Consider the following 16,591-nt stretch of genomic DNA (forward strand, 5'->3'; position numbering starts at 1 on the left):
TCCGTTGCGGGCTTCCTGCATACCCGGCGGCGCCTGGCGGGCGTCCGGGTTCGTGTCGTGTTCACCCGGGCGTCACCTGTCGGTCACGCCGCCAGGGCAGCATCGCGGATGCTCGGGGGAGTGGAGCGCGGTCGCCGACGGGTGGTCGAGCGACCGCGCCTTCCCCCGCCGTGCCCGATCGGGCACGTGCCGCACGTCAGAGCTTGACGAGCAGCTCGCGTTCCTCGACGTCGGCCAGCCCGAGCGTGCGGTACCCCGCCGACTCGAAGAACACCGTGATGCGGTCCTCCTCGGTGCTCATGACGACGCCGGTGCCCCACTCGGCGTGCTCGACGCGGGCGTCCGGCGGCCAGGCGCTGTCGTTCGATCCGTCGGCCACGTGGGCCGCCGCCTCGAGCGCCGTGCCCGACGAGCAGGTGTCGCAGTTGCCGCACGGTTCCGACAGCTCGTCACCGAAGTACCCGAGCAGGAACTGGCGTCGGCAGCCGGTGGTCTCGGCGAGCTGGCGCATCATCGCGATCCGGGACTCCTCGACGCGCTCGCGCTCCGCCGCACGCTCCGCGGTGGCACGGGCCGCGCGGTCGGCCGTGTCCGGGCCGTCGGGCACCCGGGAGACGCCGTCGACGTCGTCGCGCAGGGCTCCGGCGTCGAGCAGGGCGTTCAGCGCGCGCCCGGCGGTGCGGGCGGACAGGTCCGAGGCCTCGACGAGCGCCGAGCGGGCGATCGAGCCGGTCGTCGGGACCGCGTCGAAGACGGCCCGCACCGAAGCGGGTCGGGGCGAGCCGGACGCGAAGAAGGTGCGCAGGCCGAAGTCCTCGGAGCGGTAGTGCAGGGTGGCGCCGGCGGGCTCGGCGTCGCGCCCGGCGCGGCCGATCTCCTGGTAGTACGAGTCGATCGACTCGGGGACGTCGGCGTGCACGACGTACCGGACGTCGGGCTTGTCGATGCCCATGCCGAAGGCGCTCGTCGCGACCACCACGTCGACGTCGCCGTCGAGGAACCCGGTGTGGACGGCCTCGCGCTCCGCGATCCGCATGCCCGCGTGGTACGGCTGCGCGCGACGACCGCGGGCCGCCAGGGCGTCGGCGTACTCCGTGGTCGCCGCACGGGTGGCGACGTAGACGACGGTGGCGCCGTCGAGCTCGGCGACCTGGTCGACCACGGCCTGACGCTTCTCGGCGTCCTCGGCGTGCCGGACGACCTCGAGCCGGATGCCGGGGCGGTCGAAGCCCGACGCGAGCACGAACGGGTCGCGCATGTGGAGCCGTGCGACCACGTCGTCCCGCACGGGGGCGGAGCCGGTGGCGGTCAGCGCCAGGACGGGGGGACGGCCGAGGCGCTCCACGACCTCGCCGAGTGCCAGGTAGTCCGGGCGGAAGTCGTGGCCCCAGGACGAGATGCAGTGCGCCTCGTCGACGGTGACCAGGGCGACGCCGGCGTCGTGCAGCCGCTCGAGCACGTCGTCCTTCGCGAGCTGTTCGGGGGCCAGGAACACGTAGCCGACCTCGCCCGCGGCGACGGCGTCCCAGGCCTCGGCGACGTCACGCGCCTTCCGCGTGGCGTTCATCGCGACGGCCCGGGGAGCGCCCTCGTGGTGCTCGAGTCCGACGACCTGGTCCTCCTGCAGCGCCACGAGGGGGGAGACCACGACGACGATGCCGTCCAGCTCGAGGCCGGCGACCTGGTAGATCGCGGACTTGCCGGATCCGGTCGGCATCACGGCGAGTGCGTCGCGCCCGTCGAGCACCGCGTCGATGACGGATTCCTGGTCGGGGCGGAGGCGCCAGCCGAACACGTCGGTGGCGCGGGTGCGGAGTGCTTCGTTCACCGATCCACACTGCCGGGCGCACGCTGGGGGGTGGTCCCAGGGGTGCGCCCAACGGCTCACGCGTGGCGGAGGCGACCCGTGCCTCCCGGCCGCGCACCGGCCGTCCACCCAGCAGCGCTAGGCTGCGTGGCGGCCGTTGTCTCGACATCGAGCGACCCTCGATGGTGAGTGTGGCGACCGGGTAACCGATGCCGATCGCACGGAACGTGCGGGAAGAAGAACAGCGTGGATCTTTTCGAGTACCAGGCCAGGGACCTCTTCGAGTCCTACGGCGTTCCCGTGTTGCAGGGGATCACCGCCGACACCCCCGAGGAGGCGAGAGCAGCGGCCGAGCGCATCGGCGGCGTGGTCGTCGTCAAGGCGCAGGTGAAGGTCGGCGGTCGCGGCAAGGCCGGCGGCGTGAAGGTCGCGAAGACCCCGGACGAGGCGTTCGAGCACGCGCAGGCGATCCTCGGCCTCGACATCAAGGGCCACACCGTCCAGCGCGTCATGGTCGCCCAGGGCGCCGACATCGCCGAGGAGTTCTACTTCTCCGTGCTGCTCGACCGGGCCAACCGCTCCTACCTCTCCCTGACCAGCGTCGAGGGCGGCATGGAGATCGAGCAGCTCGCGGTCGAGAAGCCCGAGGCGCTCGCCCGGGTCGAGGTCGACCCGCTCACCGGCATCGACGAGGCCGCCGCGCTCGAGATCGCTCGGCAGGCGAACTTCCCACCGGAGCTGCAGGACGCCGTCGCCGACGTCTTCGTCAAGCTCTACGACGTCTACAAGGGCGAGGACGCGACCCTGGTCGAGGTCAACCCCCTCGTCCGCACCGGCGACGGCCAGATCCTGGCACTCGACGGCAAGGTCTCGCTCGACGAGAACGCCGACTTCCGGCACGAGGGCCACAAGCAGCTCGAGGACACCGCGAGCGAGGACCCGCTCGAGGCCAAGGCGAAGGCCCACGGCCTGAACTACGTCAAGCTCGACGGCCAGGTCGGCGTCATCGGCAACGGCGCCGGGCTCGTCATGTCGACGCTCGACGTCGTCGCCTACGCCGGTGAGCGCCACGGCGGCGTGAAGCCCGCGAACTTCCTCGACATCGGTGGTGGCGCCTCGGCCGAGGTGATGGCCAACGGTCTCGACGTCATCCTCGGCGACCCGCAGGTCAAGAGCGTGTTCGTCAACGTCTTCGGTGGCATCACCGCCTGCGACGCCGTCGCGAACGGCATCGTCGCCGCGCTCGGCATCCTGGGCGACGCGGCCACCAAGCCGCTCGTCGTGCGACTCGACGGCAACAACGTGGAAGAGGGTCGTCGGATCCTGGCGGAGGCGGCGCACCCGCTCGTCACCGTCGCCGCGACCATGGACGACGCGGCCGAGCAGGCCGCCGAACTCGCCGCCGCAGCGGCCTGAAGGGACTGACCATGTCGATCTTCCTCAACAAGGACTCCAAGGTCATCGTCCAGGGCATCACCGGCGGCGAGGGCACCAAGCACACCGCGCTCATGCTCAAGGCCGGCACGCAGGTGGTCGGTGGTGTCAACGCCCGCAAGGCCGGCACGACCGTCACCCACGGCGACGTGTCCCTGCCCGTCTTCGGCACCGTCCGCGAGGCGATGGACACCACCGGTGCCGACGTCTCCATCGTCTTCGTCCCGCCGGCCTTCGCGAAGGACGCCGTGCTCGAGGCCATCGACGCCGCCATCCCGCTCGTGGTCGTCATCACCGAGGGCATCCCGGTGCAGGACGCCGCGGAGTTCTGGGCACACGCCAAGGCGAAGGGCGGCACGACCCGCATCATCGGTCCGAACTGCCCCGGCATCATCACGCCGGGGGAGTCGCTCGTCGGCATCACCCCGGCGACGATCACCGGCAAGGGGCCGATCGGCCTCGTGTCGAAGTCGGGCACGCTGACCTACCAGATGATGTACGAGCTGCGCGACCTGGGCTTCTCGACCGCCATCGGCATCGGCGGCGACCCGGTCATCGGCACGACGCACATCGACGCGCTCGCCGCGTTCGAGGCGGACCCCGAGACCGAGGCCATCGTGATGATCGGTGAGATCGGCGGCGACGCCGAGGAGCGCGCGGCCGAGTACATCAAGGCGCACGTCACCAAGCCGGTCGTCGGCTACGTCGCGGGCTTCACCGCGCCCGAGGGCAAGACGATGGGTCACGCCGGCGCGATCGTGTCCGGCTCGGCCGGCACCGCCGAGGCGAAGAAGGAAGCGCTCGAGGCGGCTGGCGTCAAGGTCGGCAAGACGCCCTCCGAGACGGCCGCGCTGCTGCGCGAGGTGGTCGCCGCCCGCTAGCGGCCGGCTGTCCGACGCACGGTCGGTCGATCGCCGGGAGGCCCGGTGCGGGTTCCGCACCGGGCCTCTCGTCGTCCGGACGGTCGCGCGCCGGCGTGTCGCCCCGTTCTGGGGGTGCGTGCGGCCCCTGCGTGGGGTGGGGGGACTGCTTTGATGAGCCAGCCCCTCCGACCCGAACGAAGGCACTCTCGTCCCCATGCACAACGCACTGCGCGCACGCGCGCTCGCGGTCGGCATCGTGGTCAGCACACTCGCTGCTGCCGCTGCCGTCGCCACGGCCGTCCCGGCTTCCGCCGCGACCACCGATTCATCCGTCACGTTCTCGGCCACCGGTGCCGTCCAGACCTGGACCGTCCCGGCGGGCGTCGACCGCATCTACGTCGACATCGCCGGCGCCCAGGGCGGTGCCGGCTACGACGGCGGTGCCGCCGGCGCCGAGCTCACCGGCACGCTGCCGGTGACACCCGGTCAGCAGCTCAACGTCCTCGTCGGCACGATGGGCGCGAACGGTCGCCAGTACTCGACCGGCGGCGGTGGTGGCGGTGGCTCGTTCATCTACACCACGCCCGACCAGGCCGGCATCCTCGCCGCGGCCGGCGGTGGCGGCGGCACCGGCTCGAACCGGTACGGCTACCCGGCGACCACGACGACGACCGCGAACCCGGGCGACAACGGCGGCGGCGCCGGTGGCACGGCCGGTGGCGGCGGCGGCGGCGGCTCGAACGCCGGCGGTGGCGGCGGTCTCCTCGGCAACGGCGCCGGCAGCGGAGCCGGGCGCTCGGTCGCGGCCGGCGGTGCCGGCGGCAGCGCCGGGCGCAGCGGCGGATTCGGCGGCGGTGGCGGTTCCAACGGGTCGGCGGCCGGCGGCGGCGGTGGCTACAGCGGCGGTGGCGCCGGTGCGTTCGTCAACGGCGGTGCCGGCGGCGGCGGTGGCGGCAGCTCCTACTTCGCCGGAGAGCTCTCCGGCGCGATCGCGAACCACGGTGGCAACGGCTCCGTGACCATCGCGTGGCCGTCGAAGCTCACGCTCGTGTCGCCCGCCAACGGGTTCCCGGGCGACCGCGTCGTCATCACCGGCTCCGGTCTCGCCGGTTCGACCGTCCGCGTCGCGGGCGTCGCGGCACCCGTGCGCTCCTCGACCGACACCGAGGTCGTGGCCACCGTCCCGGAGCAGCAGCGCCTGCCCGGCGGGCCGCAGCGCGTCGAGGTCACCACGGCCAGCGGTGTGACCTACCCCGTCGTCGGGGCCTTCACGTACACCCCGGCACCCAACGTCTCCGCCGTCACGCCGGGCACGGTCCAGCGCGGCGCGCAGCGCACGGTCACGATCACCGGCTCCGGCTTCACGGGTGCGTCCGCCGTCCGCTTCGGCGCCACGCCCGCCGTGTCGTTCGTGGTCGTCTCCGACACGAGGGTCACCGCGGTCGTCCCGGCCGACATCCCCGTGGGCACGGTCGACACGACCGTCACGAACCCGAGCGGCACGAGCGCGACCGGCGATGCGGACCGGCTCGTCGTCACCGCAGCGACCGTCGTGGTCGCACCCGCCACGCTCCCGGCGGCCCAGGTCGGCGTCGCCTACTCGCAGCAGCTCAGCGCCTCGGGTGGCAACGCGCCGTACCGGTTCGCGGTCACGGCCGGGGTGCTCCCCGCAGGCTTGACGCTGAGCGAGGGTGGTGCGCTGAGCGGCACCCCGACCGAGGCCACGACGACGGTGTTCACCGTCACGGCCACCGACGCCAACGGCGACACGGGCTCCCGCGCCTACAGCCCCGAGGTGCGCGTGGCCGTCCCGACGGTCTCCGAGGTCTCGCCCGCGTCGGGCGTGGTCTACGGCGGCACGACGGTGACGATCCGCGGCACCGGGTTCACCGGCGCCACCGCCGTCTCGTTCGGTGACGCGGCGGCCGCGTCGTACACGGTCGACTCCGCCACCGAGATCACCGCCGTCACCCCGGCGTCCTCTAAGGGCGTCGTCGACGTGACCGTCACCACGGCCGGCGGCACCAGCGCGACGAGCGAGGCGGGCCGATTCCGCTTCACCGCGCCCGTCGTCACGGTCAGTCCGACCGAGCTGCCCGACGGCAAGCAGGGGGTCCCGTACGCGCAGACCCTGACGGCATCGGGCGACCGGAGCGACACCTACACCTTCGCGGTGACCGACGGCGCCCTGCCGGCGGGCATCGAGCTGGAGGCCGACGGCACGCTCACCGGGATCCCGACCGGGTCCGGCTCCTCCGCGTTCACCGTCACGGCGACGGGCGGCGACGGCTTCACGGGCCGCGTGGACCACACGCTGGTCATCGCGTCCTCGGTGCCGGTCATCACGGCGGTCTCGCCGGCGACGGGTGACGCCGGTGACGCCGTGACGATCACGGGCACCGACCTCGACGGTGCCACCGCCACCATCGGCGGCGTCGAGGCGCAGGTCGACACGACGGCGACGAACACGTCGACCTCGCTCACCGTGCTCGCGCCGGAGTCGGAGCCGCGTGCCGCGGACGACGCCGTCGACGTCATCGTGACGACCGCCTGGGGGACCGCCCGGTCCGCCGGTGCGTTCACCTACGTGACCACGCCGGACCTGACCATCGACGCCGGGTTCCGGACGGGTGACGCCGTCGACGGTGCGAGCTTCGCGATCCACGCCTCGGGCTTCGCCGCCGGCCAGGACGTCGAGGCCGTCGTGTACTCCACGCCGACCACGGTGTACACCGGCACGACCGCCGAGGACGGCACGCTCGACGCGACCGCCGCGCTGCCGGCGCTCGAGGCCGGCAGCCACGAGCTCGTCGTCACCGCCGGTGCGCAGACGGCCCGTCTCTGGTTCGCGGTCGACGCGGACGGCACGGTGACCGGGATCTCCGCCTCGGGCCCGGTCGCGCCGGTCGACACCGAGGAGCCCGCCGTCGAGCCGACCGACCCGACCGACCCGACCGTCCCGGCGGAGCCCGGTGCCACGGCGCCGTCGGCGACCCCCGGTGCGGTGCCCGCTCGGGGCGACGACGGCGAGCTCGCCTGGACGGGCGCCGACGTGCGGGGCCCGCTCCTGGCCGCGGCCGTGCTGGTCCTCGCCGGTCTCGGCACGGCGCTCGTCGCCCGTCGCCGCCGCGAGGCGCGCTGACGGTCGTCACCGAGCACGGACGGGAGGCTCCCCACCAGTTGGTGGGGAGCCTCCCGTCGTCCGCGGGGCCGGCTCCGCAGCCGCGGCACACCGGTGTTTTGCCGGGGAGGCCGCGCGCCGGGGCCGGGCGGACGCACGACGCCCGTATCCTCACTGCGATGAACCGCCTGGGAACCGCTCTGCTCGCCGCGATCGAGGCGGTCGTGACGGTCGGCGTCGGGATCGGCGTCGCCCTGGTCCCGCTGACGCTGCTGTGGGGGTTCGAGTACGGCCTGCAGGTCGACTGGGACGTCTTCTGGAAGGCCACCGGCAGCGTCTGGCTCGTCGGCCACGGCGTCGACGTCTCCTTCCTGCTCGGGTCCGCGCTCGCGAAGAGCACCGGGGTCAGCGGTGCCGCCGACCCCATCCACGTGACGCTCGCGGCGCTCGGCTTCGCGGTCGTCACCGCGTGGCTCGGCGGTCGCGCCGGACGTCGGTTCGCCGAGACCGAGCACCGCACCACCGGGCTGCTCGTCGGGACGGCCGTCGTCGCGCTCCTGGGCCTGGGCGTCGCGCTGTCCTCGGCCTCCGCCGCCACCCGGCCGACGATCTGGCAGGCGGTGGTCCTGCCCGCGCTGTGGTTCGGGATCCCGGCACTCGTGACGTCCGAGGTCTGCCGTCGTCGTCGCGGCCTGCCCGCCGACGCGGTGACGCAGCGGGTCGTCGCGACGATCGACCGCGTCCCCGCCGTGTGGCGCGCCGTCGCTGCGTTCGGACTGCGCGCCGGGACCGCCGCGACCGCCGCGGTGGTCGGCGTCGCCGCCGTCCTGGTCGGCCTGCTCCTCTTCACCTCGTTCGCCGAGGTCATCACCCTGTACGAGCAGTCGCACGCCGGCGTCATCGGCGGTGTCGCGCTCACCGTCGGGCAGCTCGCCTTCCTGCCGGACCTGGTCGGCTGGGCCACGGCGTGGCTCGTCGGCCCCGGCTTCGCCATCGGCGCCGGGTCGAGCGTGTCCCCGATCGCCACCACCCTCGGCCCGATCCCCGGCCTGCCCGTCTTCGGCGCGCTGCCGACCGCCGGGCACACCTTCGGCCTGGTCTGGATCCTCGTGCCGGTCGTCGCCGGGTTCGCGGTCGGCGGTGCGATGCGACCGCGCCTGGTCCGTGCCCTCGGCCAGGACGACTCCGCGCTGTACCGTGCGCTCGGCGGGGTGGCCGTCGGGCTCGTCGCCGGGGTCTCCACCGGGCTCATCGCCTGGCTGTCGTCCGGCTCGCTCGGCCCGGGGCGCCTGACCGACGTCGGGCCGGACGCCTTCGCCGTCGGTGGCTTCGCCGCGCTCGAGGTCGGACTGCCGGCGATCATCGCGCTCGCCGCGGGTAGCGACCTCGTCCGCCTGCCGGACCGCGGGCGGACGCGCGAGCGGTGGACCGAGGCCGACGTCGACGACGCAGCGGTGGCCGACGCCGGTGAGGGGTCGCTCCTCGCCGCCCTCGACCAGGCCGGCGCCGGTCGCACCACCGACGTGCACCGCTTCGTGGTCGAGGAGTCCCACGACGGGTCCACCGCCGCACGGTCCCGCGCCACGACGGAGCAGGCGACCGAGCCGATCGGCAGCGGACCGGCCGGAAGCGGACCGGTCGGCAGCGGACCGGTCGCCGATGAGCCGTCTGTGTCGACGACGCCGTCCGTGTCGACGCCGCCGTCCGTCGCACCGCGCATCGCCGACACCGACCACGACGTCGAGCTCCCCGACTGGGCGAAGACCGACGCGGTGGCCGCCGATCGTCTGGCCGCCGAGCCGGAACCGCAGCGCCGGGGCGCCGGGCGCGCGGTGCTCGGTGGGCTCCGCGACCGGGTCGTGGGTGCGGCCGAGGGCGTCCGCGGCCGGGCCGGCGAGCTGCGCGACCGTGTGACGCGGTCCGACCCGGAGCCGCAGCGGCCTGCTCCCGCCCCCGAGCGGCCTGCGGCGCCGGCACCCGTGCCGACCGACGCCCAGCCCGCGTTCCCGTGGAGCACCGAGGAGTTCGTCGCCGGCCGGGACGACGTCGACGCTGACCACGACGAGGCCGACGAGCCCGCCGAGCCCGCCGCGTCCGCGCCCCGGCCGTCCGCGCCGTCGCAGCGGCCGACGCCGACGCCGCAGGGTCGCCCGACGAACTGGGACACCACCGACCAGATCCCCGAGGACGAACTGCCCTGGTGGCGTCAGCCCAAGGACGACCGCTGACGGCACCCGTCGACGCCGTGCCTCCCGATAGGGTTGGTGCCGTGCTCGAACTGGTCGTCCTGATCTCCGGTACCGGGTCGAACCTCCGAGCCCTGCTCGAAGCGACCTTCGACGCCGAGTACCCCGCCCGCGTCGTCGCCATCGGTGCCGACCGTGACGCCGAGGGCCTGGGCCTGGGCGAGGAGTTCTCGATCCCGACCTTCACCGTGCCGTTCACCCGGTACGGGTCGCGTGCCGAGTGGGGACAGGCCCTGGCCGAGCAGATCCGTCCGTGGTCGCCCGACCTGCTCGTGCTCTCCGGGCTGATGCGGCTGCTGCCCCCGGCCGTGGTGTCCGAGTTCGCCCCCGGCATCATCAACACCCACCCGGCGTACCTGCCCGAGTTCCCCGGCGCCCACGGCGTGCGGGACGCCCTGGCGGCCGGTGTCACCGAGACCGGCGCGAGCGTCATCGCGGTGGACGACGGCGTCGACACCGGCCCGATCCTCGCCCAGGAGCGCATCCCGGTGCTGCCTGGTGACACCGAGTCGACGCTGCACGACCGCATCAAGCCGGTCGAGCGCCGCCTGCTCATCCAGACCATCCTCGACATCGCCAACGGCACCACCGACCTGAAGGGCACCCCGAGCGCATGAGCGTGCACGCAGCCGACCCCAGCCTCTACCGTGACCGCGACGTGGTGCCGGTCCGCCGAGCACTCGTCTCGGTGAGCGACAAGTCCGGCCTGCTCGAGCTCGCCGGAGCGCTCGCCGAGTCCGGCGTCGAGATCGTGTCGACCGGGTCCACCGCGCAGACCATCCGCGACGCCGGCTACGCGGTGACGGGTGTCGAGAGCGTCACCGGGTTCCCGGAATCCCTCGACGGCCGCGTGAAGACCCTGCACCCGGCGGTGCACGCCGGCCTGCTCGCCGACCTGCGCCTCGAGTCGCACGAGCAGCAGCTCGCCGACCTCGGCATCGCGCCGTTCGAGCTGGTCATCGTGAACCTGTACCCGTTCGTCGAGACGGTGGCGTCGGGCGCCGACGCCGCGACCGTGGTCGAGAACGTCGACATCGGCGGCCCGGCGATGGTCCGCGCCTCGGCGAAGAACCACCCGAACGTGGCGATCGTCGTCTCGCCGTCGTCCTACGCCGAGGTCGTCGAGGCCGTCCGCGCCGGCGGCACCACGCTCGAGCTCCGCAAGCGCCTCGCCGCCCAGGCCTTCGCCCACACCGCCGCCTACGACAGCGCGGTGGCGTCCTACTTCGCATCCGACGTGGTCGCCGCCGGTGGGTCCGCCGCGGCCGACGACGCCGACGTGGAGGCCCGGAGCGCCTTCCCGACGTCCCTCACGATCGACGCGGAGCTGGCCGACACCCTCCGCTACGGCGAGAACGCGCACCAGCGGGCCGCCCTGTACACGGCCCCCGACGCAGCCGGCATCGCCCAGGCGACGCTCCTGCACGGCAAGGCGATGTCGTACAACAACTACGTCGACGCCGACGCAGCGGTCCGCGCGGCCTTCGACTTCGACGAGCCCGCCGTTGCGATCATCAAGCACGCCAACCCGTGCGGCATCGCGATCGCCCCGTCCGACGCCGCCGACCCGATCGCGTCGGCCCACGCGGCGGCGCACGCCTGCGACCCGCTGTCGGCGTTCGGCGGGGTCATCGCGGCGAACCGTCCGGTCACCGTCGCCATGGCCGAGACCGTCAAGGACATCTTCACCGAGGTCGTCGTGGCACCGGGCTTCGACCCCGAGGCGCTCGAGATCCTGTCGCGCAAGAAGAACATCCGCCTGCTCACGCTGCCGGCCGACTTCGCGCTCGCCGACCGCGAGGTCAAGCAGGTCTCCGGCGGCTTCCTGGTGCAGGACGCCGACCGCTTCACCGGCTTCGACCAGACCACCTGGACCCTCGTCGCGGGGGAGCCCGCCGACGAGCAGACCCTGGCCGACCTGGCGTTCGCCTGGCGGGCGAGCCGCTCCGTCAAGTCGAACGCGATCCTGCTCGCGAACCAGGGTGCGAGCGTCGGCGTCGGCATGGGCCAGGTCAACCGGGTCGACTCGTGCCACCTCGCCGTGGACCGCGCCGGTGACCGGGCAGCCGGCAGTGTCGCGGCGTCGGACGCCTTCTTCCCGTTCGCCGACGGCCTGCAGGTGCTGCTCGACGCCGGGGTCCGTGCCGTCGCACAGCCCGGTGGCAGCGTGCGCGACGACGAGGTCATCGCGGCGGCCACGGCGGCCGGCGTGACGATGTACTTCACGGGCGAGCGGCACTTCTTCCACTGATGTGAACAATCGGTGGCGAACCATTGCGCGCCGCGACTCACTGTGAATAGTCTGTAAGGCTCCGCGGCAGGCAGCCGACGATCCCTCGGGACCGGCGGCACCGCGGACACAACGGTGACGAAGACGACGACTGGAGTGACGATGGACAACATGACCGGAACCGTGGCGACGGCCGCCCGCGCAGGTCTCGTGTCCGTCGTGGGGACCACTCCCGCACGGCGATCCCCGATCGCACCGCGACCCCGCGCCGCGGCCGCCGTCTAGTCGGGCCGTTCCCACGGCCCCGCGGCGCAGCACCACCGGCGTCCGCGAACCACCCGCCTGAACCCGGGGGACTTCCGTCCCCCGGTGCCTCCGGCCCGACCGACGTCACGCGAGTGACGGCGGAGACGCGACCACGCGCCCGGCCGATGATCACCACGCAACGCCACACCGAGCCTCCAGGCCGAAGCCGCGCACGCACGCGAGCGGCGGCGCGACCCGGGGACCCGGCAGACGCATGAGGACGCAACGCATGTCCAAGTCGCCCACCACGGCGCGCCCGTCCACCTTCCGCGCGATCGCGCGGATCCACCCCTACGTGAAGCCCTACCAGGGGCGCATCATCGGCGGCATGGCCGCAGCGATGGGAGCCTCCCTGGTGGCGCTCGCAATCCCCTACGTGCTGCAGTGGCTCGTCGACGGTCCGCTGTCGTCGCGCGACTCCGCGCAGATCTGGCCCGCCGGACTCGGGGTGCTCGCCCTCGGCGCGCTCGAGGCGTTCTTCATCGCCTCGCGCCGTCGTCTGGTGATGCGCCCGTCCACCCGCATCGAGACGAGCATGCGGAACGCCCTGTACGCGAAGCTGCAGGACCTGCCGGTCGCGTTCCACGACCGGTGGGAGTCCGGGCAGCTGCTGTCCCGTTCCGTGTCGGACCTGTCCCTGATCCGCCGCTGGCTGGCGTTCGGCGTCGTCCTGCTCGTCGTGAACATCGTCACGATCGTCGTGGGCTTCGTCGTGCTGTTCACCTTCGGGTGGCTGCTCGGCCTGATCTTCCTGATCGCGTCGATCCCGCTCTGGATCAGCGGACTGCTCTTCGAACGCCGGTACTCCGTCGTCGCGCGTCGCAGTCAGGACCAGGTCGGCGACCTCGCCACGAGCGTCGAGCAGTCGGTGCACGGCATCCGCGTCCTCAAGGCCTTCGGCCGCGGCGGCGCGAAGCTCCAGGAGTTCAGCGAGCAGGCCGAGGCCCTGCGCGGCACCGAGATCAAGAAGGCGAAGGCCATCGCGGGCATCTGGCTGTGGCTGCTGCTCGTGCCGGACGTCGCGTTCGCGCTGTGCCTGCTCGCCGGCATCTGGCTGGCGTCGCAGGGCGAGCTCAGCGTCGGCCAGCTGTTCGCGTTCTTCGCGACGGCGACGGTGCTGCGGTTCCCGATCGAGTCGATCGGCTTCCTGCTCTCGATGACGTTCGACACCCGCACCGCGGTCGACCGGTTCTTCGAGGTCATGGACTCCGAGAACACCATCACGGACCCGGAGCACCCGAAGACGATCGCGGAGCCGCACGGTGCCCTGTCGTTCAACGGCGTGCACTTCCGGTACCAGGACTCCGCACCGCAGTACCCGGACCTCATCAACGGCGTCGAGCTGCAGCTGCAGCCGGGCGAGACCATGGCGCTCGTCGGGCTGACCGGCTGCGGCAAGACGACGCTGCTCTCGCTCGTGCCGCGCCTGTACGACGTGACCGGCGGTTCCGTGACGATCGACGGGGTCGACATCCGCGACCTCACCCGCGAAGAGCTGCGTCGACACGTCGGCGTCGCCTTCGAGGACGCCACCCTGTTCTCGTCGACCGTGCGCGAGAACGTGCTGCTCGGTCGGCCCGACGTGCACGGTGACGAAGCCGAGGCGCTCATGCGCGAGGCCCTCGACATCGCGCAGGCGTCCTTCGTCGACGACCTGCCCGACGGTGTCGACACCCGCGTGGGCGAGGAGGGCCTGTCGCTGTCCGGTGGGCAGCGTCAGCGCCTGGCACTCGCGCGTGCGATCGCCGCGCGGCCGTCGGTGCTGGTGCTCGACGACCCGCTGTCGGCGCTCGACGTCGACACCGAGGCGCGGGTGGAGGCCGGTCTGCGTCGCGTGCTCGCCGAGACCACCTCGCTCATCGTGGCGCACCGTCCGTCGACGGTGACGCTGGCCGACCGGGTCGCCCTGATGGAGAACGGCGTCGTCACGGCCGTCGGGACCCACCACGACCTGATGGCCACCAACGAGCACTACCGCTACGTCATCTCGTCGCTCGACGACGACGATGCGACGGCACGACAGGAGGCGATGGCATGAGCCAGCAGACCGACCAGAACCTGCCGGGAGGAACGGCTTCCGTCCCGCAGGAGGCTGCGGACGAGCAGTCTGCCGCACCCGTCACCGCCTCGATCACCACGCTGGGCGTGCGCGGCGAGGAGCGTGAGGACTTCACCAAGGCCGAGAGCAAGCGCCTGCGGCGCCGGTCCCTCGCCCTGCTCGGCTCGCTCGCCGCACCGCTGAAGCTCCGGCTGGTGCTGCTCGGCATCGTGGTCGTGGTCTCGACCGCGGGCACCGTCGCGGGTCCGGCGCTGATCGCGTGGGGCATCGACAACGCCCTGCCCGCCGTGCTCGACCAGGACGACTGGGTGCCGGCGTTCGGGGTCGTCTCGACGTACATCGTCGTGGCCGTCCTCGGTGCGGTGCTCACCGCCTGGTACACGGTGCTCGCGGCGCGGATCAGCCAGGCGATCCTGTTCGACCTGCGCAAGCGGGTGTTCCTGCACACGCAGCGGCTGTCACTCGAGTTCCACGAGACCTACACGTCCGGCCGGATCATCTCGCGCCAGACGAGTGACCTCGACTCGATCCGCGAGCTGCTCGACTCCGGGCTGAACCAGCTGATCCAGGGCGTGCTCTACATGGTGTTCACCGCCGTGGCCCTGGTGCTCCTCGACCCGACGTCCGGCCTGGTCCTCGCGGTGTCGCTCGTGCCGCTCTGGTTCCTGATCCGCTGGTTCCAGACGAACTCGCAGACGCTGTTCCGCGCCACCCGCGTCACCTCGGCGCGCGTGATCGTGCACTTCGTCGAGACGATGACGGGCATCCGCGCGGTGCAGGCGTTCCGCAAGGAGTCCCGCAACCGTGACGAGTACGGCGGCTTCGTCGAGGACTACCGGGTGGCGAACACGAAGGTGTTCAACCTGTTCGGCACCTTCGACCCGGTGCTCGTGCTCATCGGCAACGCCACGCTCGCCGCGGTCGTCATCGTCGGTGGGTTCCGGATCGTCGGCGGGACGCTCGAGGTCGGTGCGCTGCTCGCGGTCGCGCTGTACGCCAAGCGCTTCTTCGACCCGGCGCAGGAACTCGCGATGTTCTACAACGGGTACCAGTCGGCCTCGGCGGCGATGGAGAAGATCTCCGGCGTCCTCGAGGAACGGCCGAGCGTGCCGGACCCCGTGAAGCCCACCCGGCTGGCGGACGCCACCGGCAAGATGGACTTCGACGACGTCGTCTTCGCCTACAACCAGGGCAAGGTCGTGCTGCCCGAGTTCGACCTGCACATCCCGTCGGGGCAGACCATCGCCCTGGTCGGGTCCACCGGTGCCGGCAAGTCGACGCTCGCCAAGCTCATGGCGCGCTTCTACGACCCGACCCAGGGCTCGGTGAAGCTCGACGGCGTGGACCTGCGCGAGCTCGACACGAAGGACATGCGCCGCGCGATCGTCATGGTCACGCAGGAGGCGTACCTGTTCTCCGGCACCGTCGCGGACAACATCGCGCTCGGCAAGCCCGGTGCGTCGCGCGAGGAAATCGAGGCGTCGGCCAAGGCCGTCGGCGCGCACGAGTTCATCATGGCGCTGCCCGACGGGTACGACACCGACGTGAACAAGCGCGGTGGTCGTGTCTCTGCGGGTCAGCGACAGCTGCTCTCGTTCGCCCGGGCATTCATCGCCGACCCGAAGGTGCTCATCCTCGACGAGGCGACGGCGTCGCTCGACATCCCCTCGGAGCGACTCGTGCAGGAGGGCCTGGAGACCCTGCTCGCCGACCGCACCGCGGTGATCATCGCGCACCGCCTGTCCACCGTCGCGATCGCCCACCGGGTGCTCGTCATGGAGCACGGCCGGATCGTCGAGGACGGCACCCCCGCCGACCTCATCGGCGGCACCGGGCGGTTCGCCCAGCTGCACGCGGCCTGGCGCGACTCGCTCGTGTGACGAGTCGTGATGTCGGCGATGACGCTCCGCGGAGCGTCATCGCCGACATCACGCAGGGTCTGCCAGCTGGTGTCGGAGGAGCGCCGCGGCTTCCTGCATCGCGTAGCGGCTCTCCAGGACGTCGACGACCTGGACCGGCGACAGCTCGGGGCCGTGCCGTCCGGTCCTCGACGCGAGTTCGAGGACGGCCCGGGTCGCAGCCTCCGGACGGAGCGAGACCTGGTCGTGCACGAACGAGGCCGGTGCGAGGACGTCGATGTCGCTCGGGATCCTGTCGCCCGGGAAGTCCTTGCCGTTGAGGGTGACGATGGCGCCGGCTCCGCCCAGCTCCGCAGCGGCGACCACGTGTTCGTCGTCAGGGTCCGGGAGCCCGTAGGAACCGTCCAGGCGCTCCCATCCTGTGACGATGGCGTCGTCGAACGTCAGGCGCATCGTCTCGACCAGCCGGTGTGCTCGCTCCGCGGCGCCGGCCTCGTCCGTACCGCGAGCGACCAGTTTCGCGGCCTCGTGGTACTCGAGCTCATCGAGGATCGCCGTGCTCCACATCGGGCGGTACACGCCCTCGATGGCGAGCGACAGCAGGAGATCCCGCTGGAGGCTGGGCCAGAGCACACACGTGTCGAGGAGCGCCGTGAACACGAGCGT

Annotated in this window: 10 protein-coding genes; 8 read left to right on the forward strand and 2 right to left on the reverse strand. The window is 72.6% G+C overall.

The genetic code is table 11. From position 1 onward, the window contains the following. Positions 1-196: 196 nt before the first annotated feature. Positions 197-1,828: a RecQ family ATP-dependent DNA helicase gene (locus LEL83_RS03895; protein WP_225557848.1), complete on the reverse strand. Its 1,632-nt coding sequence runs from the start codon at positions 1,826-1,828 to the stop codon at positions 197-199. Positions 1,829-2,053: 225 nt separating this feature from the next. Here LEL83_RS03895 and sucC point away from each other — a divergent pair, with 225 nt between their 5' ends. The 8 genes from sucC to LEL83_RS03935 all read left to right on the forward strand — a co-directional run bounded on the left by sucC (position 2,054) and on the right by LEL83_RS03935 (position 15,946). Further along, on the forward strand, positions 2,054-3,223 hold the full coding sequence (sucC, locus tag LEL83_RS03900; protein WP_198656926.1) for an ADP-forming succinate--CoA ligase subunit beta: 1,170 nt from the start codon (positions 2,054-2,056) through the stop codon (positions 3,221-3,223). Positions 3,224-3,234: 11 nt separating this feature from the next. Then, positions 3,235-4,122: a succinate--CoA ligase subunit alpha gene (gene sucD, locus LEL83_RS03905; protein WP_198656925.1), complete on the forward strand. Its 888-nt coding sequence runs from the start codon at positions 3,235-3,237 to the stop codon at positions 4,120-4,122. Positions 4,123-4,318: 196 nt separating this feature from the next. Beyond that, on the forward strand, positions 4,319-7,246 hold the full coding sequence (locus LEL83_RS03910) for an IPT/TIG domain-containing protein (RefSeq protein WP_263867172.1): 2,928 nt from the start codon (positions 4,319-4,321) through the stop codon (positions 7,244-7,246). Between the two features lie 158 nt (positions 7,247-7,404). After that, positions 7,405-9,453, forward strand: coding sequence for a cell division protein PerM (locus LEL83_RS03915; RefSeq protein WP_225557849.1), 2,049 nt, complete (start codon positions 7,405-7,407; stop codon positions 9,451-9,453). Positions 9,454-9,494: 41 nt separating this feature from the next. Further along, positions 9,495-10,088 (forward strand): phosphoribosylglycinamide formyltransferase, encoded by a 594-nt coding sequence (gene purN / locus LEL83_RS03920; protein WP_225557850.1) that lies wholly within the window; start codon positions 9,495-9,497, stop codon positions 10,086-10,088. Next, complete coding sequence (gene purH, locus LEL83_RS03925) at positions 10,085-11,722, forward strand: bifunctional phosphoribosylaminoimidazolecarboxamide formyltransferase/IMP cyclohydrolase (protein ID WP_225557851.1); 1,638 nt, start codon at positions 10,085-10,087, stop codon at positions 11,720-11,722. The genes purN and purH overlap by 4 nt, the downstream gene beginning before the upstream one ends. Positions 11,723-12,236: 514 nt before the next feature. Then, on the forward strand, positions 12,237-14,045 hold the full coding sequence (locus LEL83_RS03930) for an ABC transporter ATP-binding protein (RefSeq protein ID WP_198656920.1): 1,809 nt from the start codon (positions 12,237-12,239) through the stop codon (positions 14,043-14,045). Then, positions 14,042-15,946, forward strand: coding sequence for an ABC transporter ATP-binding protein (locus tag LEL83_RS03935; RefSeq protein ID WP_225557852.1), 1,905 nt, complete (start codon positions 14,042-14,044; stop codon positions 15,944-15,946). The genes LEL83_RS03930 and LEL83_RS03935 overlap by 4 nt, the downstream gene beginning before the upstream one ends. A gap of 48 nt (positions 15,947-15,994) precedes the next feature. Here LEL83_RS03935 and LEL83_RS03940 read toward each other — a convergent pair whose 3' ends face one another. Next, on the reverse strand, positions 15,995-16,585 hold the full coding sequence (locus tag LEL83_RS03940; protein WP_225557853.1) for a PIN domain-containing protein: 591 nt from the start codon (positions 16,583-16,585) through the stop codon (positions 15,995-15,997). Between the last annotated feature and the right edge of the window lie 6 nt (positions 16,586-16,591).

Origin of the sequence: Curtobacterium oceanosedimentum, from assembly GCF_020297365.1 — a bacterium.
Classification (GTDB): domain Bacteria; phylum Actinomycetota; class Actinomycetes; order Actinomycetales; family Microbacteriaceae; genus Curtobacterium.

Bases quoted from the DNA above. Each gene is read 5' to 3' on its own strand.
- LEL83_RS03910 (WP_263867172.1), top strand. From the start codon at position 4,319: ATGCACAACGCACTGCGCGCACGCGCGCTCGCGGTCGGCATCGTGGTC.
- sucD (WP_198656925.1), top strand. From the start codon at position 3,235: ATGTCGATCTTCCTCAACAAGGACTCCAAGGTCATCGTCCAGGGCATC.
- purH (WP_225557851.1), top strand. From the start codon at position 10,085: ATGAGCGTGCACGCAGCCGACCCCAGCCTCTACCGTGACCGCGACGTG.
- LEL83_RS03930 (WP_198656920.1), top strand. From the start codon at position 12,237: ATGTCCAAGTCGCCCACCACGGCGCGCCCGTCCACCTTCCGCGCGATC.
- LEL83_RS03935 (WP_225557852.1), top strand. From the start codon at position 14,042: ATGAGCCAGCAGACCGACCAGAACCTGCCGGGAGGAACGGCTTCCGTC.
- LEL83_RS03915 (WP_225557849.1), top strand. From the start codon at position 7,405: ATGAACCGCCTGGGAACCGCTCTGCTCGCCGCGATCGAGGCGGTCGTG.